Below are 20430 nucleotides of genomic sequence, written 5' to 3'. Positions count from 1 at the left end.
TAATTATTACCACTTTTCTTTACGGGAAATAGGGAATATTATAAGATGAAGGAAACTTAAGGAGGTCAATTATATGTTTAAAAAGCTTGCGTCAGATGCTTTAGGAATTTCAGATATCGGAGTTGTTGTGTCTAAAGCAGATTTTGATAAGACAGAATCGGATGACTTTGTCATGCACGAAGCAGGTGAGATAGTTTATTTTCTCATTAAAACAAAATCTGATGAATATTGCTTTACCAACAAAGCTCTGATTCATGTAGACGGGGAAAATGCTATTAGCAAGAAAAGAACATTACGCCGCTATGACTATGCGTACAATCCGATTACTGATGTAGCGCTCGAAACTGCAGGCACCATTGATCTTGATATGGAGATTAAATTCACGATTGGTAATGTTCCATTAAGCATTGATATTCACAAAAAGTTTGCGACAGAAATTAAAGATTTGTATAAGGCAATCCATACCATTTCAATTCAAACGATAGACAACAAAAAGAAATATGAAATTGCTCAAAACAGCTTAGGCTATGCGGCTCAGTCCGTCGGCAAAATGGAAAGTAAAGATACTACTCCATTGTCTTCATTCGAAGCAATTACTCAATTCTCTTCGAATTGGATGCTAGAGCAAAAAGACAAATACTTGAAAAAAGACTTCAAGGATGTATTTGATTTATTTATTAACGAATAAGATGAACTAAGCCACTACCTGTATGGGTAGTGTTTTTTTATGTCAAATAACTTGTCTAATTTATGCTCCTCTATTACAAGGGAGTTAACTCCTATTTTGTCAATATTATCAAAGTGATGCTTCTTATTTCTGAAAAGTTGGTCTATTATTGAGCTATATGTCTAATTCAGAACAGGAGGGACAAGTAGTGGAATCACTGAAGCCGATAGATAGAAGTCAATTACGCATTTACTTTGGAAAAAAGTATTTTCGTATGAAGCGTTATGTTGATTGGTATGCTGGAAAGAAAAAATATGCTTTAGAGAAGGTAGAGAATAGAAAGCCAAAGGTTATTGCCTCTCATCAAACGCTTCTACTCCGCGAATTACAAGATGTAGAAATGTGGCTACAGCATAACAAGATTAGGAATCTTAAAATTGCTGCTAAGCAAATAAGTGGTGTCATCGTTCAACCTGGAGAAACGCTCTCATATTGGCGATTAATCGGAAATACGAGTAAGAGAAAGGGTTACGTCGAAGGCATGATTTTACACTATGGAAAGGTAACGGTAGGAGTCGGAGGTGGCCTGTGCCAATTATCAAACCTGATCTATTGGATTACATTGCATACACCGCTTAAGGTAACGGAGCGATATCGCCATAGTTATGATGTATTCCCCGATTCTAATCGCAGTCAACCATTTGGAAGCGGGGCTACCTGTGCATACAATTACTTGGATCTGCAGATTACGAATGAAACAAGTCAGCCCTATCAATTAATATTATATCTAACGGATACCCATTTAGTAGGAGAATGGAGAGCAGACAACCCTGCTACTAGTAGATATGAGGTGTACGAGAAGGACCATTTAATTTCGAAGGAATATTGGGGAGGCTATGTTAGACACAACAGTATTTATAGAAGAGTATATGATTTGCAGGGTGGGTTAATTGATGATGAGTTCATTACGCAAAATCACGCGATAATGATGTATGAGCCTATGCTGACAACTTCTGCAAAGTATTAGGGGGTAATAGAATGGATGAACGAAAAGAGTCACTAAGAGCAAAAATATTCTATGCATTTTTTAGTTTAATAGGCTTAAGCATGATAACATTTTTCATTCTCGTAGTACTTGCATTGACTGGAAACATTTATTATATAGCGACATTAATAACTGGAGCAATTGCCCTGTACTTATTTTTCATTTTCCGATTGTTTAATTTTTTTACTACTAAAAAAAGGACAAAATGGTTTTTAGGAATCATGGGAATAGCTCTAGCAATTAGTGCAATTACTCCTGTTAAAAAGATGTACGAGAATAGTATTCCAACAGTGGGGGCAGAATTAGATATTTGGGAGTATCAGCCATTCATTGAGCCTTTAAAGATTGCAACGCTAGAAGAAGAGGCGTCGCTCAAAATTACAGATAATCTACCTAAGATGGACGGAGCGACTGCTTTATATCCTTTGTATGCTTCTTTTGCTCAGGCGGTTTACCCAGAAAAAACATATGAGCCAGGTTCCAGTGAAGTCATGGTGAATACAACTCCCGATGCATACAATAATTTAATCCAAGGTAAGGTAGATATGATTTTTGTTGCGCAGCCTTCTCAGGAGCAAATCAATCACGCAAAGCGTAATGGTGTAGAGCTTAAACTTACACCGATTGGGAGAGAAGCATTTGTGTTTTTTGTCCACCAAAAAAATGAAGTAGACGGGCTCAGTATTAAGCAAATCCAGGATATTTACTCAGGGAGCATTAAAAATTGGCAGAATGTTGGAGGAAGTGACGATTCTATACGAGCATTCCAACGACCTGAGGGTAGTGGGAGTCAAACAGCTTTACAAAATTTAATGGGAGAAACTCCTTTAATGGAAGCTCCGACTGAGGATATTGTGAATGCCATGGATGGAATTATTGAAGAGGTAGCCCAATATAAAAATTATAAAAATGCTATTGGTTACACCTTTCGTTATTATTCGAATGAAATGGTGAAAAACGACCAGATTAAACTATTAAACATAAACGGGATAGCACCTACGAAAGAGAATATTCGAAACAACCAATATCCAATTGCATCAGAGTTTTATGTAATAACAACCAATACTAAAAATCCCTATGTAGATGAACTCATCGAATGGATTCTTTCTCCGCAAGGGCAGGAACTAGTTGAAAAAACAGGATATGTACCAATACATAAATAATAGGTTGCGAGTTTTCCTCATAACCTATTATTCTTGTGTTAGGAAATAGGAATCTGCGAACTACCTCCACAGATTTCCTACACTTTTCTTATATAGAGTTTAGTTCTTTGTTTAGTTTTTTTGCTTGTATACGGAAATAGTAGTAGAAGGCTAGCCAATGTAAGGTATAAACAACAACGAAAATGGCAAGTGCAGTTCCAAAACTTAACAAGGTAAAAGGAATCCAGCCTATAAAGAAGGCAAAGATAAAATATGCTACAAAAACAGTTAGAAAATGGAGGACAGTTGCTTGCATCATTGTAAAACGCATATTCTCGAAGTAGAGTGGAGTTACTGTGAATAACCAACCGCAAAATATAGAACCTAATGAATTTTTCAAGAATAGCGGCCCGTTTAATGTTTCTCTGTCACTAAAGAGAACGACACCATTTGTTAATAGGACAGCTATAAATGCACCGAAAAAGATACCAATCATGCTTCTAAACAAAAAAGTTTTCATTCGCTTTTCCTCCTGTTCATCTTTAGGGCCTCCTTAATATGATTGACGTACGTTCTAGAGACATATTCTTTTGCTCCAGATTTAAAGTAAACACATAGCGTCCCATTGAAAGAAGCCTCAAAACGATTGAGTTCATAGAGGTTAGCTATTACAGATTTAGATAAACGTATAAATTTGCTTGATGGTAAGATTTCCTCTAGCTCATATAACTTTTCCTTCAATCTATACGATCCAGTTGAGGTTACTGCAATAACAGCCTCCTTTTCTGTATGAAAATAATGAATATCCTCTGGCTTTAGAATATGCTGCATTTCACCTATTTTACCAACTAAAAATTCAGTTTCTCTGCCTTTTATAAACTCTAATAATTCCTGCACTGATTCACTTAGCTTAGGCGTTTCAATTTTGACTTTCGTCTCTTTAAATTCACTATCAATAGTTAACGATACTTTCATTTACAGCACCTCTCTTATCAATAGTGTAAACCTTCAAATAATAATTGTCTTTAGATTTTCCGCTTGTGCATGAAACGAATAACGAGGATAGATATAATCAGAATCCCTCCAATATAGCTAAGAGAAATCAGTGCTTCATTAGACAAAGAAAGCTGACCATTCCACACTGCCTTAAACATGTTATTCATATGATAGAGAGGGTTTAGCTCTGCAATTACCTGCACAAACTTTGGCATTAAGTTAATCGGCTGTGCAAAACCCCCGGTAAAAATGACAACTTGCATGATAACGATAGAAAATACAAGAGCACTGTTCATATTCTTGAAAAAGGAGTAAATAGCATCCGCCATGATTAATAATGCAACGTTCATAAGTATAAAAAAACCATAGGAAGCAAGAACGTTCATTAAATCAAAGGACAAATCATACATAACTAATCCAATGCCAAATATCATAAGGTAGCCTATGGTTGTAATAATAATCGCCCGTAAAATGCTTGAAGTTAGTAAAATATTTTTGGGTACAGGAGATAGGCGAATTCGTTTTTCAACACCAGTTGTTCGATGAGTGACCTGATCAAACCCAAAAGCAAAAAAGACAACGGTGAATGTTATAAGTAAAATAAAGGATGGTGTATAAGATTGTGCATAATTTAATCCATGATCATACGTCATTTCACCATATAATAGGCCCATAAAGATATACGTGATTGGTGGTATAACAATGGCAAAGACAAGGTAAAAAATTTCTCTAGAAAACATAAGTAAATCATATTTTAATTGTGTAGCTAACATGATAAGTCCCCCCCTTAGATAGATACTTTCTGAAGGTAAAAGTCATTGATGGAGCGGTGGCCTAAAGCTAAAATTTCATCGGTTGTAGCAAAAACATCGTTTGTACCATTGTTGATTAGCAATACCTTGTCACAGTACAGCTCTACCTCATCCATATTGTGGGTAGTCAAAATGACGGTGCCTCCGGTGCGTTCATTGTATTGAGTTATATAGGACCACAGCATATTACGCATATGTGGATCTAAACCAGTGGTTGGCTCATCTAAAATAAGCAGCTTGGGCTCGGACAAAAATGCAATAGCTAGGCTAACAATTTGTTTCCAGCCACCAGATAATTTATCAAAATATTTTTTGCGATGTGGCTCTAATTTAAAGTCTCCCATAATTTTTTCTATATCAATGGAGGACCTATAATAGGACTTAAATAGCTTTAATAATTCCTCTACCTTTAACGTACGATAAAATTGAGTCGGTTGAAGAACAACCGCAATTTGTTTTCGAAGCTCTTCTAAGCGCTGCATGGAAATGGTACGGATATTTTCTTCTAGTACTAGGACACTTCCAGCATCAAATTGCTTGATAGTCATGAGAATTTCTAAAAAAGTAGATTTACCTGCTCCATTTTTTCCAATCACCCCGATGATTTCCCCCGTTGCAGCTTGAAAATCTAAACCTTTTAGTACCTCCTTATCCCCATAAGATTTTTTCAAATTTTGAACTTCAATAATATGCAAAATAATCCCTCCCGTTTTATTTATAAACCAAGTGTATGATGATTCTGCTTTGCATTCTTCTGTATTTCGGTAAGTGGTAAGTTGGAGGAGGTAACTTACATAAATTTATAGGCAAGTTGCAATTGTCTACTAAAAGGAAGTATATTGAGAGTATTAAAGGAGGAATTCAAATGAATCAAGCATTCTTAAACAAAGTAACTCCCATGATTAATCATGAGGAAAGACTGGTCAGAGAATTTGCATCGTATGTACTGAATGAATTTCCATTTACGCCAAGTGAGACGGTAAATGAACAACTAACGAATTCCCTAAATGCTGACGTACAAGAAAGGGATTCCATTCTAGTCTGGGGACAGGAGAATAATGTAACAGAAGAAACGTTCCCGATTCTGATGAAGCTCCTCCAAAAGGTAACAAAGTCGAAGAGACATTTAGTCCTTCAATATGTCATGAATCTACCTTCTCAGGTTCTGGTGGACAAAGCAGATCAGCTTACTCCTTATATTGGAACGGAGTACATTGAATTCAATCAATTATTATTGGAGGCAAGCAAGGATGCGCTTTGGAAAACGTATGAGGAGGTTGTTGGGAATGTTAACCGTGATGGATTCAACGCGCTAGAATTTCAAAAATCTAAAAAGATACTTGGACGAATGATTGAGAAGGACAGCTATGGCCCTCAAGAAGTGAAGAAAATTCTGGAGCAAGAGATAGGAGAAAAGCATTTCTCGGTCGCTGGCATTTTAGCTGTAAGAGCAGTTGGTATCCTACAGTTAAATGAATATATACCTTCGCTTGCTACCCTATTAGATAGAGAAGAAGATATTCTATTAGAAGAAGTGGCAGTTGCACTTAGTAGCTTTCAATTAGATGATGTAGTGGAAGCAGTTGCTCCCTATGCGATGAAGAATGAAACGTGTATTTATGCGACCAGTATTTTAAAAGAAACGAAAACGGACAAAGCAATAGAAGTACTAATAAAAAGCTATGATAAGTTAGATGAGACTGGAAAAGAGACTGTTATTGAGTCTATAACAGCTCACTTAACAGAGCAAGCATTTCCTTTAATAGAGGATTACCTTAGTAATGGCTACCATGGCGGTATGATTGATTTAGAACAAACACTTTACGCTTTCTATACAGTAATGGGACGTTCACATGATTCGTTGGGAGAATGGAAGCAAATTGCGGAGCAAAACGCCATAGAGTTTGAACAAGAGCAACAAGCACAGGCTTCCCAACCAGTAGTAAGCGAAAAAATAGGTAGAAATGATCCATGTCCGTGTGGCAGCGGTAAAAAATATAAAAAATGCTGTGGAAAATGATTAGCTTTATTGAAAAAATTAATGAAATACAGGAGAACCACCATTAACTGGTGGTTTTTCTATATAATGATATAGCAGAAAATTTAAAAAGTTAAATAACATCTAAAAATTTTACGGGGGAAAAATTATGAAAGGAGAAGGGGATATGGAATATTTAAGTATGGTTTTTTTACAGGTAGTAGCACCTATTTTAATCATGTTGATGATTGGTGCATGGCTACAATGGAAGTTTTCGTTTAACCTGAAAGCGTTATCTAACCTAATCACCTATTGTCTAATGCCAGCCGCTGTGTTTATTAACATTTATGAGACTGAAGTTAATGCAGAAATATTAGGAAGCATTACGCTATATCTGCTTATTTTTAGTGCTTGCTTAATGGTGGTTAGCTGGCTGCTTGGAAAACTTTTAAAGCTAGAGAAGAAGCAGTCAGCTATTTTTAGTAATAGTATCGTGCTGATCAATTCTGGAAACTATGGGATTCCGGTCAGTCAAATGCTTTTCTATGCCAATCCACTGGGAACTTCTATTCAAATCATTATTGTTATCTTTCAAAATATCATGACCTATACATATGGACTTTATAATTTGATATCTACTACAAAATCTGGACTGGACATATTGAAAAGTTTATTTCGTCTCCCATTGGTACATGCGCTGATAATAGGGGCATTGATGAATTACTGGAATATTGGCATTCCTATATCATTGAGAATTCCAATCGACTATTTAGCTAATGCATTTATATCAATTGCGCTTATTACACTGGGCGCACAATTGGCGCAGCTCAATATAAAGACTATTTTCAACAAGCTCATTTTGTTTAGCACATTTGGTCGCTTAATAATAGGCCCATTGCTTGCCTTTGGATTAATCACTTTAATGGAATTGGATGGAGTCGTTGCTCAGTCTTTGTTTATCGCAAGCGCTTTTCCGACTTCTAGAAACAGTTCAACCTTGGCACTAGAATATGATGTGGAGCCAAACCTAGCAGCACAAATAGTATTGTTTTCAACCGTTGTTAGCTGCCTAACAGTAACAGTTGTCATTTATTTATCGAATATATGGTGGGGATGAGATGAAGAAGCAGAAACGTTCATTGCAAAAAAGAATATTTGGGTTTGGTGCAATCTTTGTGTCATTAGTTGCAATTATTATCGGTGTCTCTCTTTATTTTACAATGTCTCATGCAATAGAAGATGAAATTGGAGAAAGGGCACTCAGTATAGCCAAGACGACAGCGGAGCGACCGGATATTTTGGCGGGCTTTCAGTCAGAAAATCCTACTGAGCTCCTACAGCCAATAGCTCTAGAGATTCAGGGTTTAACCGGAGCGGAATATATTGTTATTGGAGACGAGGAAGGCTATCGTTACGCCCACCCAGTAGAGGACAGAATAGGAGAAAAAATGGTTGGCGATGACAATGAGCAAGCATTAGTTTATGGGAAATCCTACGTTTCCGAGGCGACTGGGACATTGGGATCTGCGTTAAGAGGAAAGGCTCCTGTTTTGGATGAACAAGGGGAAATAGTCGGGATTATTTCGGTAGGGTTTTTAAAGGAAGACATGAGTCTTATCTTTGCAAGGTATATTGATAATATTGCATATATTGTTTTGATTGCAATAGCCATTGGAATTATTGGCTCTAGTATTTTGGCACGGACTATTAAAAAGGAGCTCTTTAATCTAGAACCCTCGGAAATTGCTAACTTGTTCATGGAGCGAAATGCTTTAATAGAGTCGATACGGGAGGGAGTCATAATGGTCGATGCTAAGGGAATCATTACCATGATTAATACGGCAGCTCATGAAGTTCTCTCTTTACCTACGGAAGCCCAATTGGTTGGGAGGAACATTTGGGAGGTTATCCCTAATACATACCTCCTGCAGGTTATGGAGACTGGGGAGCAGCATTTAGACCGACCTATGGAGATTAAAGGGAAAAAGGCTATTGTTAATCGAATTCCAATACGTGTCGGTGAGGAAATTATAGGAGCAGTTTCAAGCTTTCGTCTTCAATCTGACATAGACAAGCTGTCGGAGGAGCTTTCACAGGTAAAGCAGTACACAGAAGCCCTAAGAGCACAAACTCATGAGTATCACAATTTTCTTTACACAATTTCTGGCTTAATACAGCTTCATTCCTACGAGGATGCGATTGAGTTAATACAGTTAGAGACAGCAGAGCATCAGTCGCTTATTCAATTTATGACTAGAAGACTGCAGGACCCTTTTTTAGGGGGAATTGTGATTGGCTTTTTAAATCGTGCCAAGGAGTTGAAGGTGCGCTTTATCTTAGATGAGGATAGTTACTTAGAAAAGATTCCAAGTCATTTACAAAAGCATTTATTTGTCTCTATTATAGGAAATTTAGTGACAAATGCCTTTGAGGCGGTCGAATCTAAACCAGAAGCAGGACGAAATGTTCGGATATATATTTTTGATAATGGAGAAGAAATTATTATAGAAGTCGAGGATTCTGGAGATGGAATGCCGAATGGGCTATTAGATATTGTACTAACTGAAAAGATATCCACAAAAAGTGAGGGAGATCATGGATACGGATTGGTTAAGGTAAAGGATAGTTTAAATGATTTAGCTGGAAAGATTTCCATTGAACGAGGAGATTTGGGTGGGGCATTGTTTATCGTGTCTATACCAAAAGGAGGTTACTTGCATGACAAAGGAAATTGAAGTTTTAATCATAGAGGATGACAGACGAATTTCTGATATTCATCGTAGATTTATAGAGAAAATTGAAGGATTCCAAATGATTGGTGCAGCCTTCACGGGAGAAGAGGCGAAGGATTGGATTATTTCATATAAGCCGGATCTGATTTTACTAGATGTGTACCTACCTGATACGAAAGGGACAGAGCTACTAAAAGTCATTCAGGAATATAGTCCAGAAACAGACATTATCTTCATCACAGCTGCCTCTGAATCTAATATTGTAAAAAAAGCATTCCGAAGCGGTGTAGCAGACTATATCTTAAAGCCACTTACCTTTGAAAGATTTAAAGAAAGCTTACTTGCGTACAAGGCAAAAAGAGACATTCTAGAAGAAGAAGGCCAAGTCCAGGAAAGCATCATCAAATCTCTTTGGGGAAACAGTACAACTAACGGTACGTTAGAAAAGGAAGCAATACCTCCTAAAGGGATAGATCCAATTACAAAGGAAAAGGTAGTCAATCATATTAAACAAATTAAGGATGGGATTACAGCAGAGGGACTTGGAATGGATATTGGTGTTAGTCGCTCAACTGCACGGCGATATCTAGAGTATTTAGTATCGGAACGAATCGTTTATACAGAGCTTATTTACGGTTCAGTAGGAAGACCAGAGAGAAGATACTTTATAAATCAGTCGTGAACAATATGAACAAAATGATTTTTATGTTCCTTATTGAACTTATAACCACAAACATTGAATATATAAAATGTTTTGATAAATTAATAGAAAGCGTATGAAAACGCTCTCATAAAATAGGTTATAAGGAGGGAAAGTTAGATGTGGATGAAAAAATTTGCTCCTATCGCTTTAGTCGCAACACTTACATTAGGTCTTGCAGCGTGTTCATCGGATGATGGAGGTGTTAAAGCATCGGAGTATCCAAAGAATAACATTACACTTGTTGCTCCTTCTGGAGCAGGTGGTGGCTGGGATCTTACAGCACGTGCCATTGCAAAAACATTAAACGATACAAAATTGGTGGAGAAGCCAATTACAGTGGAGAATAAACCAGGTGGTGGTGGAGCTGTATACATGGCAGAATTCGCTACGAAAGAAGTAAAAAATGATCATGTCCTAATGGTTAAATCACCACCAATTCTTATTAATAACAACAAGGCTGAAGGGAATAGTCCATATGGCTACAAGGATACTACTCCTTTAGCACAGCTTACTCGTGATTATGGCGCAATCGTAGTAAAAAATGATTCTAAGTTTGAATCACTTCAAGACGTGCTAGACGCTATTAAAGCAGATCCGAAAGCAGTTACTTTAGCTGGAGGGTCAGCACCGGGCTCTATGGATCATTTAGTTGGAGTACTACCAGCACATGAAGCGGGAATCGACCCTAAGTCTGTAAAGTATGTGTCCTATGACGGAGGGGGAGAAGCAGTTGCTGCCCTTCTTGGTGGAAATGCTGATGTGATAGCTACAGATGCTTCTACTATCGCAACTTATGTGAAGTCTGGAGATGTGAGAGTTTTGGCAGTTAGCTCTAGTGAACGATTAGAGGGAGAGCTTGCTGAAGTTCCAACATTCAAGGAATCCGGAATTGATGCAGAATTCACTATTTGGCGTGGAATTTTTGGCCCTAAGGAAATGTCTGAAGGTGCTGTAACCTATTGGTCAGAAAAGCTGGAAAAGATGACGGAGACAGACGAGTGGAAAGCAGAGCTTGAGAGAAACGGCTGGGCTAGTGAATATCGTAACTCAGAAGACTTTACCGCTTATTTAGAAGAGCAAGATGAAGTAATTGTAGAATTGCTAACAGCTCTTGGTATGCAGAAATAATCAGGTGAGGCGACTAGTAAAGTCGCCTTTTCCTTTTGGTGGGAGGGATAGATAGATGAATAAAAGCTTTGACCGCTTTGCTGGTATTGGCTTTTTATTGGTAGGAATAATTTTTTTGGTGGAGAGTCAAAAAATTTCTGATAGCGCATATGGCTCCTCAGTAGGACCAAAAATCTTTCCGATGTGGCTTGGAATTATATTAATGCTTCTTAGTATTCGCTTAATATATGAAACGTTTAAATATAAATCAGAGGAATCTGGCAAAGAAAAGCTTCAATATAAGAAATTTATCATAATTTTTGTTAGTGCCTTACTTTACGCCTTTTTACTCGAAAAGATTGGTTATGTTATTTCTACTTTTCTCTTTCTGCTTGTTGCTTTTCAAACAGTTGAACGTGGAAAAGTTATTTACTCGGTCATCATATCTGCCGTATTTTCAGTCGGGGTTTATTACTTATTCTCAGAGCTGCTCGGAGGTTCGTTACCAGGATTTCCACTGCTATAAGGAGGGAGACATCAAGCGATGAGTACATTACAGTTTTTAATGGATGGATTTAGTGTTGCCTTCCAATGGCAAAATATATTATTTGCATTTGTAGGTGTAATTATTGGAACCGCTGTTGGCGTTTTACCTGGGATTGGACCTATGAGCGGTGTGGCTCTCCTAATTCCGGTAACTGCAACTATCACGTCGGGGATGCCAACAGAAGCTGCAGCAGCTAGCTCTATTATATTGTTAGCAGGGGTTTATTATGGTGCTATGTATGGGGGTTCAACGACATCTATATTATTGAATACACCGGGAGAGTCCTCATCCGTTGTAACTACATTAGACGGATACCAAATGGCACAGCAGGGCAGAGCAGGAGCTGCTTTATCCATCGCTGCTATCGGATCATTCGTGGCAGGAATTGTTGCCCTTCTCGGTCTAGTGCTGCTAGCCGAGCCTCTTTCTAATGTCGCCATTAAATTCGGACCAGCTGAGTACTTTTCTTTAATGCTGCTGGGGCTAGCTGCCGTTAGTGGGCTCGCAGGAAAGTCTATGACCAAGGCATTAATAATGACTGTTTTAGGACTCATGCTAGGAACGATTGGTATTGATGCAGTTTCCGGTATTGCTCGCTTTACATATGACCAACCGATTCTTTATTCTGGCCTAGAGTTTTTAACAATCGCTGTAGGATTATTTGCACTAGGTGAGGTATTTAAAACGATATTGGAGAAAGATGAAGAGACGGGTAATATAGCAAAGATAAACCGCATACTACCCACTAAACAGGATATCAAGGACAGCTCTGTACCTATTGTCCGAGGTTCTTTACTTGGCTTCTTTATTGGAGTCTTACCAGGAGCAGGGGCTACACTTGCATCCTTCTTTTCCTACACTACAGAGAAGAAATTTAGCAAAAAGCCTGAAACTTTCGGGAAGGGGAATATTGCAGGAGTGGCTGGTCCAGAATCAGCAAACAATGCAGCTTCAGGTGGAGCGATGATTCCACTTTTGACACTAGGTATACCTGGATCTGGAACAACAGCGATCCTTATGGGAGCACTTATTATGTATAATATTCAGCCAGGCCCGTTATTATTTGATGAGCATCCAGAGGTTGCATGGGGTTTGATTGCTAGTATGTTCATTGGGAATTTGATGCTGCTTGTGTTGAATATGCCATTAGTTAGAGTGTTTGCAAAAATTATTGAAACACCTAAAAAATATTTGCTACCAATGATTATAGCCATTTCATTTTTCGGAGTGTACGCTGTACAGTACACAACCTTCGATTTGTTTTTATTATTAGGCTGTGGAATACTTGGGTATCTCTTATCTAAAAATGATTTCCCAGTTGCCCCATTAGTGCTTGCACTTGTGTTAGGTCCTATGATCGAAAATAACATGCGCCGTGCACTGACCATTTCTAACGGAGACTTTAGTATCTTCTTTACGAAACCATTATCATTAGTTTTCATAATTGCGGCAGCTGCTTGGTTGTTAGTCCCTCTTATATTAAAGGCTAGAGGGAAACAAGTGATTATTAATGAGGAAGAATAGATATAAGTGATTCTTAAAAGATGGTTTTAAGATATTTCCGCTTTAAGCGGGCGCTTTCTGGTGGGGGAGTGAAAAAGCTGGCCCTGTCGCGTCGCTTACACGTCATTTGGAATGGCCTTAGCTGTCTACCTCCCCGCCTGTCTATATGCTTTTCTTATCCCTCAAAACAGCTGCCAGAGTCATAAACTTTGGTAGCTGTTTTTTTATAAAAATGTATTGCTATAGGCGCTCACTTTTAATTGAGGTGATCGATAAATATTAAAATAGGAGGACGATCATGAAGTGCGATCATCCTCCTAAAAATTATTCGGTATTGAATGGACTATAGGTCTGTAGGTCTGTAGCTTGCGAAAAAGAGTAAAATGGAGATATTTTTATGCTAGTTTGAATTTATTTATTTCTTCTTGTAAGTCCTGAGCATTCTGTGACAGCTCAACCGCCACACCACTGACTTGCTCCATACTAGCTGTTTGCTCCTCGATAGCTGCTGCAATACTTTCTACGTTAGAGGAAGCATTTGCTGCTCCGTTAGCGATTTCCATTGCAGAGGCGGAAACCTGTTCTGCAGAAGCTGAAATTTCCTCAGAAGTAGCTGAAATTTCCTCAATTTGAATGTTCATCTGCTCTACAGCAGTGACAATTTCCTCAAAAGCTTGGCCTGCTTCTCCAATAATTTTTACACCTTCTGTAACAGAAGTGAGGGAGTCCTCAGCAGCTTTCTCTACATTGCTTGTATCTAATTTTATCTCCTTAATCAAATTCACTATTTGATTTGCGGATTGTCTAGATTCTTCTGCAAGCTTGCGAACCTCATCAGCAACAACTGCAAATCCTTTTCCATGTTCTCCTGCTCTTGCTGCTTCGATTGCAGCGTTTAGAGCTAAGAGATTAGTCTGCTCTGTGATATTCGTAATCACATTAGTGATATTTTCAATTTCAATTGTTTGTTTGCTAAGCTTTTGTACTAAATCATTCATCATCTCGGAAGAATGGTTAATCGTATTCATCTGCTCGCTAGCCTGTTGAATAATTTTACCTCCAGCGAGTGCTGCTTGATACGTCTCGTTCGAATTGTCATGTAAGCTCTGTGTTGATTCGGCAATTCTTTGAACTCCCGTTGCAGTTTCATCCATAGCGCGCGAACTTTCGTTGGCTGACTGGGCAGCAGAAGCGGAAGATTCTAGAGTGTCATTAGCACGATTGGCCATCTCATTTGTAGAGGCGGTTACCTCTTCTGTGCTAGCAGACAGCTCCTCAGCAGCTGCGCTTAAATGCTCCGAATTCTCATGTATGCGTTTGAGTAACGTTTGAAGATTGTTTTTCATTTGATTAGTAGCAGAAGAGAGCTTTCCTATTTCATCCTTAGATACGTATTTCAAATCATCCACCGATAAATCTCCAGTCGCAATGGTTTCGGACACGCTCACCATTTCTTTTAACGGATTAGAGATTTGCTTACGAGTGAACCACATAACAAAACAACCGTTTATCAGAATAATGACTAACATAACAATTGCTACAATGTTAGACAGAATCATAGCGTTATCCGTATCTTCCGATATTTTATTCAGTTCCTTATCCTGATAATCGAGCATTTTTTTTGCAACATCTAAAATACCAGCATTTGCAGGAGTAATACGATCCTTTAAAATTCTTGTTCCAGAGCTCATGCTACCTGTTTTAGCATACTCCAAGTATATTCCAGATGCCTCATTGAATTCATTTTTATAAACGTAAATCTCTTCAACATATTCCTTCATAGTTTTGGAGTGGGCAAGAGATGCAATTTCAGCAATTTTGTTGTCGACATACTGGATATAGTATTCTAACTGCTCCTTCGTCTCTGGAGAATTATCAATTAACAGTTCCTGTGAATATTGACCCTGCATTCCAATCCCAAAACGAATCTCGTCGATTATTCGTAATTGAGTGACTCTATAGTCGAGAGCCTCATCCACTTTACTTTCCACATTAGCAGATGTAAGCATAAATGTTCCAGTAGAGATTAATAACAAAACTAGAATAGTGATAAATGCGATGTTTAACTTTTTGCCGATACTCATAAGCTGCCTTCTTTCCAATAAATATAATCACTTCGTATTTATCGACTATTAGTAATGTCATTTGAAGTAGGCTAATGAAAAATTATTACTAAAAGGAATTTATTGATAAAAATTTAATAAAAATAGTCTAAAGTAGCTTAAAAACATTGTTGACATGGAGTTAACTCCACGATTTAAAGTCAAAGAGGAGGTGGTGGAGATGGAAATAGTTGTTCATAGTTTAGTTTGTATGTATGGATTATTAACATTAGTAGCTGGAGTGGTACAATGGAAGGAAAAGGGCTTTTCTATACGATCCTTATTATTTGTGTTAACTTCGCTTGCATTGGTTGTAAGCTCGTTCATTCCAAACTGGACGTTGTATTTAATAGTAGTCTGTTTTATAAGTCTACATTTGCTAGCAATCTGGGAAGGAATTCAGACAAAGGGAAGGATCAGCTATAGTCACCATGGTTTTCGGTTTGTTTTTCATATGCTAATTGTAATAGGGGTGATATTGTGAAAATTGGAGAATTTGCTTCCCAGACCGGGGTTAGCAAGGATACTATTCGGTATTATGAAAAGATAAAACTATTAAAGCCAAACATAGAGTGCTATCACCGAGATTACACAGAAGAGGATATACTGTCTATCCAAGTAATTATTAAGCTAAAACAGAATGGTTTTACATTAAATGAAATAAAATTACTCTTTGAGTGGACTGAACATGTAGATAAAGATAGTGAATTAACTGAGGTAGAAACAGATAAATTACAATTGCTAAGAAATTTATTTCAAGAAAAATATCGGGAAATGATACAAAAAGAAGAACAGATTATACAAATAAAAGAAGTGTTGCTCCGTGCAGACAAGAAAATGGAACAATTACTTGGAGGAACAAAAAATGAGACCTAATCTAACAAAAAATTTAAGCATAGAGGAATTTCAACAGTACTATTGGTTAAAGGAAGAACTTCAAAAGTTTTGTAGAGAACACAGTATTAGTCCCTCTGGCTCTAAAATAGAAATCGCCAATCGAATAGAGGTTTTTCTGCGCTCAGGTGAAATACTTCAACCAGTCAGGAGGACTAAACAGGTTAAAGCAGATGCAGTGCTGTCTTTAGATACTGTTATAAATGAGGGACATCGCTGTAGCCAACAAGTAAGAGCATTTTTTCAGCAAACCATTGGACCAAAATTTCATTTTTCTACCTATATTCAGGACTATTTTAAAAATAACGTTGGAAAAACATACCGTGATGCAGTGAATGCTTGGAAAGAGGAAGAAGAACGTAAAAAAGATCCAACCTATAAAAGAGAGATTGCACCTCAATTTGAATATAACCGTTTCACTCAAGACTTTTTTGCCGATCCTAACAATAAAGAAAAAACACGTCAGGATGCAATCGATGCTTGGAATGCTATCAAACAGCTACCAGGTAGTAATAAATATCAAAAATAAAAAGCCGTACATTCGAATTACTTCGAGTGTACGGCTTTTATCAAGTTAATTCCGAAGAATTAAAGTTTTACGATGTTAACTGCTTGTGGTCCGCGGTTACCTTCTTCGATATCAAATTCAACTTTTTGACCTTCGTCAAGAGATTTGAATCCTTCACCTTGAATAGCTGAGAAATGAGCGAATACGTCGCTTCCGCCTTCAACCTCGATAAATCCGAAACCTTTTTCTGCGTTAAACCATTTTACTGTACCTTGTGTCATGTAAAAAACCTCCATAAAATAAATTAAATAATATAAATCTTTCAACAGATAAAAAAATTCACATATTACAAAGAGTATCGACAAACATTTCACGATCACTTTTTGTAATATGTGAATTCAATGTTTTGATGAAGCAATTTAACTATTGAACTCAGTATATAACGTAACTTCTCATTTGTCCAGTAAAGTACTTAAGATATCTCAAAGTATTTCCCTAATCCTGTAAAACAGAATAAATAATTATCTTATACTTTATATAATGAATAGCTAAGCACCAGTACTTAGGGAAGTTTTAAAATAGTGAATAGTCATTCATTTTATGGTATTCTTTTCTAAAGAAAATTTTTAAAAGGGGAGAACGTATGCTTTTTAAAAAGGAATTTGATGTTTCCACTAAAAATGGTGTGGTAATGGGAAACGGGAAGGTATCCTTTCAGAGTGTTAAACTAAATGTCCATTGTTTTGTAGTGGATGGCGTTTTAATAGATACAGGGTCACAATCTCTCGAAAAGGAATTTAAACCATTTTTTCTCCAGCAGGAAGTAAATCAAGTAATGATTACTCATTATCATGAGGATCATACTGGCTGTGCTTCTTATCTACAAAATCAAGGTAAAACAATCTATATGAACGAGCTTTATATAGATTGTTGCGAAAAGAAAGCCGACTATCCTCTCTATCGCAGGCTATTTTGGGGGAAGAGGCAGCCGTTTAAAGCAGAGCCGATTGGCGAGACGTTTACTTCCAAATCCGCCACATGGGACGTCATTCCTACACCTGGACACGCCGAGGACCATTTAGCATTTCTTAATCGACAGACCGGGCAATTGTTTACAGGAGATCTCTATTGCCAGGAACGAACGAAGGTCGTACTTCGAGAGGAAAGCATCCCGACATTAATAGAGTCCCTACAGCGAGTTCTTATGTATGATTTTGATGAAGTTTATTGCTGCCATGCAGGCTACTTAGAGAAGGGTAGAAGACAACTCGAAAGAAAGTTACATTATTTATTAGAGATACAGGACCGTATTTTGCAGCTTCATGCGGAGGGTAAACGTGAAGAAGAAATAACCCATATTATTTTTCCGAAGAAATATCCCATCACTCGCTTCTCCATGGGTGAATGGAGCTCCCTACATATCATACGTTCCGTGATTAATGAGAGCCTCAAAAGGACTGCTACATAGTAGAGTCCTTCAGACTGTAGACAAACACCATGAATTTTGGTGTTTTGCCTACAGTCTTTTTTCCTTTAAGAGATAAAGCTAGAAATGTTAATCTCCGCTGCGAGCGGACGCTTTCCGCGGGCACGGCTTCAGCCGCTTCCTTCGCTACGCTCAGTCCAGGGTCTTCAGCTCGCGCTATTCCCGCTGGAGTCGCCGCTCTCCGCTCCAATCAACAATGCTTCCTATTAAAGGAATGAGGGGACGGATAATATAGCTGAGGACTTGCGACACAACCATGAAAGAAATATATGAAAAGAGTAAAGAAAAGCATGGTATGCGATGGACAACCCTAATGGAATAAAAAAAATTGTCCATGCAGGCGATGCTTACTTTTGCTGACTTAAATCTTAAGAAACTAACCAGATTTAACCTAGAATAATTGGAAAAAGCTTGGAAATAGAAATGATTTCCAACCCTTTTGTCTACACTCTAAAGGACTGCTACATAGTAGAGTCCTTTTTTACTTAGTCTATTTCTCTGTACAAAGTGAGCAATCATACTAGCGAATATAGAAAAGGACAGCTTTTTTCAAATTCCTCCTACATACACTCCATTATCCCTACTATTTTACCTTTATCTAAAAAGCAAAAGACCTTCCTAAAATACATTATATAGAATCCCTGCGTAAGCGTTCTCCTAAAAGAAGTTTTTGCTCGAAGAAAACAGTTTTATACCGTATGATTAATGGAGGAAGGTGAATTTATTTGAAAGCTTATATTTTAAAATTATCATTTGAGCACGTAGATCCGAAGGTGTGGAGAAGAGTCGTTCTGCCGGCAGATGCGACATTTAATAGACTTCATGAGACCATTCAATACGTGACAAATTTTCGAAGCATGATGGAACCATATCATTCCTTCGCGATAGAAACAAACGACAAGTATATTACGAATGATGAAGAAATCATACAAAAATATAAAGGGAAGAAGTATGAAGGCAAAGAGGTTAAGCAGCCAATCCGTATAAAGATTGACAAGTATCTTCAAGAGAAGGGTTACCTCATTTATAACTATGACTTTGAAGACGATTGGAGAATTCTAATAGAGCTAGAAGAGATAGTAGAGGATTATTATTTTGGTTATCCTACTATATTGGATGGAGAAGGCATGGCGCCTCCTGAAGATATTGGTGGTCCAATTGGCTTTTCGGAATTTAAAAAAATTATGGCCAACCCTAATCATCCGGATTATTTACATATGTATGGCTGGGCTGAGCGTCAGGAATTTAAACCTTTTGATAAAGACAAGTTAAATGAACTGCTAAAAAATGTGAAGTATAAAAAGACAGAGTGGGAGAAAATTGATCATGATAATTATCTTGTCCTCACGGATAAATATCGAGGTGGAGAATCTACTATTCTTGAGCATTCAGAAAACACGGAAGCTATTTTAAAGTATACAGCTGCTTGTATTAACTTATATGGAATTATTGACTTCTCTAAATTTCTAGATATATATAATTCGCAAAATGTTAAAGCTCTGACGAGAAATGAATTATTGTCATTTATAGATAAATCGTCAGAACAATTACAAAATCAATTTGTTACAGTTAATTCAGATGAGTTTGTACATACTTCGATAAACTCCAATGATTATGAAATCTTAAAAGAAAGCTCTGTAGGAAAGCCTTATTACGTGCCAGCAAAGGAAGAGCTTCTTCGTTATGCAGATCCTAATTATTACGAGGAAACAATCTATCAAGAAAAGCTTGCGTCCATGATGCAAAAGGATCTATTTGGTGGTAGCACATTAATGATCAAAGAAAATATGGATCAGCTAATCAGAGATATGCGAACAGTCGGTAGTAGTATTAATACGGTGGTTCAGCAATTTGCTGTTCGTCATAACATTCAAGATCAGGAAATGTTCAATGAATATGTGCAGGCAATTGCCTTCGTGTCGGTAACAACTCGCCTGTGGGGCAATAGAGGTCATACCCCACATGAAATTACTTTGATGGAGCAGCCAAATCTAAAAGCAGTACCAGCTGCACCGGAGAGCAAACAAACAGATAAAAAGGTCGGTCGAAACGACCCGTGTCCTTGTGGCAGTGGTAAAAAGTATAAGAAATGCTGTGGAAAATAAAGACTGTGACACAACTCACCTTAAAAAATGAAAAGCTTCGAAAATTTTATGATCAGTAAAATTTTCGAAGCTTTATTTTTTGTTATAGGCTGAGGCTGCTATT

21 protein-coding genes are annotated in these 20430 nt (G+C 37.5%); 15 read left to right on the top strand and 6 right to left on the bottom strand.

The annotated features are described in order from the left end of the window. Nucleotides 1–73 precede the first annotated feature (73 nt). From MHB55_RS18690 to MHB55_RS18680, 3 genes are all read left to right on the top strand, one after another. Entirely contained in the window at nucleotides 74–688 is a 615-nt protein-coding gene (locus tag MHB55_RS18690; protein ID WP_144541672.1) for a PH domain-containing protein, read from the top strand. Nucleotides 689–845: 157 nt separating this feature from the next. Continuing rightward, on the top strand, nucleotides 846–1694 hold the full coding sequence (locus MHB55_RS18685; RefSeq protein ID WP_144541674.1) for a VanW family protein: 849 nt from the start codon (nucleotides 846–848) through the stop codon (nucleotides 1692–1694). Nucleotides 1695–1705: 11 nt separating this feature from the next. Then, nucleotides 1706–2875, top strand: a complete 1170-nt coding sequence (locus MHB55_RS18680) for a PstS family phosphate ABC transporter substrate-binding protein (RefSeq protein ID WP_225216185.1) — start codon at nucleotides 1706–1708, stop codon at nucleotides 2873–2875. An 88-nt stretch (nucleotides 2876–2963) separates the two neighbouring features. On the opposite strand, the gene MHB55_RS18675 is transcribed toward MHB55_RS18680, so the two are convergent. Genes MHB55_RS18675 through MHB55_RS18660 form a run of 4 tightly spaced genes read right to left on the bottom strand, consistent with a single transcriptional unit; the run spans nucleotide 2964 to nucleotide 5357 of the window. Continuing rightward, complete coding sequence (locus MHB55_RS18675) at nucleotides 2964–3374, bottom strand: DUF3021 domain-containing protein (RefSeq protein ID WP_144541676.1); 411 nt, start codon at nucleotides 3372–3374, stop codon at nucleotides 2964–2966. Further along, nucleotides 3371–3829: a LytTR family DNA-binding domain-containing protein gene (locus tag MHB55_RS18670; RefSeq protein ID WP_151112526.1), complete on the bottom strand. Its 459-nt coding sequence runs from the start codon at nucleotides 3827–3829 to the stop codon at nucleotides 3371–3373. Before MHB55_RS18670 ends, MHB55_RS18675 begins: the two co-directional genes overlap by 4 nt. 50 nt (nucleotides 3830–3879) lie before the next feature. After that, nucleotides 3880–4623: an ABC transporter permease gene (locus MHB55_RS18665; protein ID WP_340863817.1), complete on the bottom strand. Its 744-nt coding sequence runs from the start codon at nucleotides 4621–4623 to the stop codon at nucleotides 3880–3882. 14 nt (nucleotides 4624–4637) lie between these two features. Continuing rightward, nucleotides 4638–5357, bottom strand: coding sequence for an ABC transporter ATP-binding protein (locus tag MHB55_RS18660; RefSeq protein ID WP_144541683.1), 720 nt, complete (start codon nucleotides 5355–5357; stop codon nucleotides 4638–4640). 170 nt (nucleotides 5358–5527) lie between these two features. Here MHB55_RS18660 and MHB55_RS18655 point away from each other — a divergent pair, with 170 nt between their 5' ends. The 7 genes from MHB55_RS18655 to MHB55_RS18625 all read left to right on the top strand — a co-directional run bounded on the left by MHB55_RS18655 (nucleotide 5528) and on the right by MHB55_RS18625 (nucleotide 13253). After that, entirely contained in the window at nucleotides 5528–6682 is a 1155-nt protein-coding gene (locus MHB55_RS18655) for a YecA family protein (protein ID WP_340863816.1), read from the top strand. Nucleotides 6683–6827: 145 nt separating this feature from the next. Beyond that, the gene (locus tag MHB55_RS18650; protein WP_340863815.1) at nucleotides 6828–7757 is read left to right on the top strand and encodes an AEC family transporter; all 930 of its coding nucleotides are present in this window, start codon (nucleotides 6828–6830) and stop codon (nucleotides 7755–7757) included. A gap of 1 nt (nucleotide 7758) precedes the next feature. After that, nucleotides 7759–9375, top strand: coding sequence for a sensor histidine kinase (locus tag MHB55_RS18645; protein ID WP_340863814.1), 1617 nt, complete (start codon nucleotides 7759–7761; stop codon nucleotides 9373–9375). Further along, a complete protein-coding gene (locus tag MHB55_RS18640; protein ID WP_144541691.1) occupies nucleotides 9359–10054 on the top strand; it encodes a response regulator in 696 nt (231 codons plus the stop codon). The genes MHB55_RS18645 and MHB55_RS18640 overlap by 17 nt, the downstream gene beginning before the upstream one ends. 138 nt (nucleotides 10055–10192) lie before the next feature. Further along, complete coding sequence (locus tag MHB55_RS18635) at nucleotides 10193–11203, top strand: Bug family tripartite tricarboxylate transporter substrate binding protein (protein ID WP_144541693.1); 1011 nt, start codon at nucleotides 10193–10195, stop codon at nucleotides 11201–11203. A gap of 55 nt (nucleotides 11204–11258) precedes the next feature. After that, nucleotides 11259–11708, top strand: a complete 450-nt coding sequence (locus MHB55_RS18630) for a tripartite tricarboxylate transporter TctB family protein (RefSeq protein WP_144541695.1) — start codon at nucleotides 11259–11261, stop codon at nucleotides 11706–11708. Nucleotides 11709–11726: 18 nt separating this feature from the next. Further along, nucleotides 11727–13253, top strand: a complete 1527-nt coding sequence (locus MHB55_RS18625) for a tripartite tricarboxylate transporter permease (RefSeq protein WP_144541697.1) — start codon at nucleotides 11727–11729, stop codon at nucleotides 13251–13253. 374 nt (nucleotides 13254–13627) lie between these two features. Here the strand turns inward: MHB55_RS18625 and MHB55_RS18620 are convergent, their stop codons facing one another. Then, entirely contained in the window at nucleotides 13628–15316 is a 1689-nt protein-coding gene (locus tag MHB55_RS18620; protein WP_191697944.1) for a methyl-accepting chemotaxis protein, read from the bottom strand. A gap of 199 nt (nucleotides 15317–15515) precedes the next feature. On the opposite strand from MHB55_RS18620, the gene MHB55_RS18615 reads away from it, so the two are divergent. Genes MHB55_RS18615 through MHB55_RS18605 form a run of 3 tightly spaced genes read left to right on the top strand, consistent with a single transcriptional unit; the run spans nucleotide 15516 to nucleotide 16757 of the window. Further along, nucleotides 15516–15818 (top strand): hypothetical protein, encoded by a 303-nt coding sequence (locus MHB55_RS18615; protein WP_191697945.1) that lies wholly within the window; start codon nucleotides 15516–15518, stop codon nucleotides 15816–15818. After that, nucleotides 15815–16210: a MerR family transcriptional regulator gene (locus tag MHB55_RS18610; protein ID WP_191697946.1), complete on the top strand. Its 396-nt coding sequence runs from the start codon at nucleotides 15815–15817 to the stop codon at nucleotides 16208–16210. Before MHB55_RS18615 ends, MHB55_RS18610 begins: the two co-directional genes overlap by 4 nt. Next, a complete protein-coding gene (locus MHB55_RS18605; protein WP_144541705.1) occupies nucleotides 16200–16757 on the top strand; it encodes a DUF6434 domain-containing protein in 558 nt (185 codons plus the stop codon). The genes MHB55_RS18610 and MHB55_RS18605 overlap by 11 nt, the downstream gene beginning before the upstream one ends. Nucleotides 16758–16816: 59 nt before the next feature. Here the strand turns inward: MHB55_RS18605 and MHB55_RS18600 are convergent, their stop codons facing one another. After that, on the bottom strand, nucleotides 16817–17017 hold the full coding sequence (locus MHB55_RS18600) for a cold-shock protein (RefSeq protein ID WP_144541707.1): 201 nt from the start codon (nucleotides 17015–17017) through the stop codon (nucleotides 16817–16819). 362 nt (nucleotides 17018–17379) lie between these two features. Between MHB55_RS18600 and MHB55_RS18595 the strand changes: the two genes are divergently transcribed. Together MHB55_RS18595 and MHB55_RS18590 are read left to right on the top strand one after the other, a co-directional pair. Beyond that, the gene (locus MHB55_RS18595) at nucleotides 17380–18204 is read left to right on the top strand and encodes an MBL fold metallo-hydrolase (RefSeq protein WP_154312230.1); all 825 of its coding nucleotides are present in this window, start codon (nucleotides 17380–17382) and stop codon (nucleotides 18202–18204) included. Nucleotides 18205–18947: 743 nt separating this feature from the next. Further along, nucleotides 18948–20327, top strand: a complete 1380-nt coding sequence (locus tag MHB55_RS18590) for an IS1096 element passenger TnpR family protein (protein ID WP_340863813.1) — start codon at nucleotides 18948–18950, stop codon at nucleotides 20325–20327. The last annotated feature ends 103 nt before the right edge of the window (nucleotides 20328–20430 follow it).

Source organism: Psychrobacillus sp. FSL K6-1267 (genome assembly GCF_038003265.1).
In the GTDB taxonomy this organism is placed as follows: Bacteria; Bacillota; Bacilli; order Bacillales_A; family Planococcaceae; genus Psychrobacillus; species Psychrobacillus faecigallinarum.
Note: the sequence above shows the minus strand (reverse complement) of the source record. Positions and strands in the feature narration are given on the sequence as shown.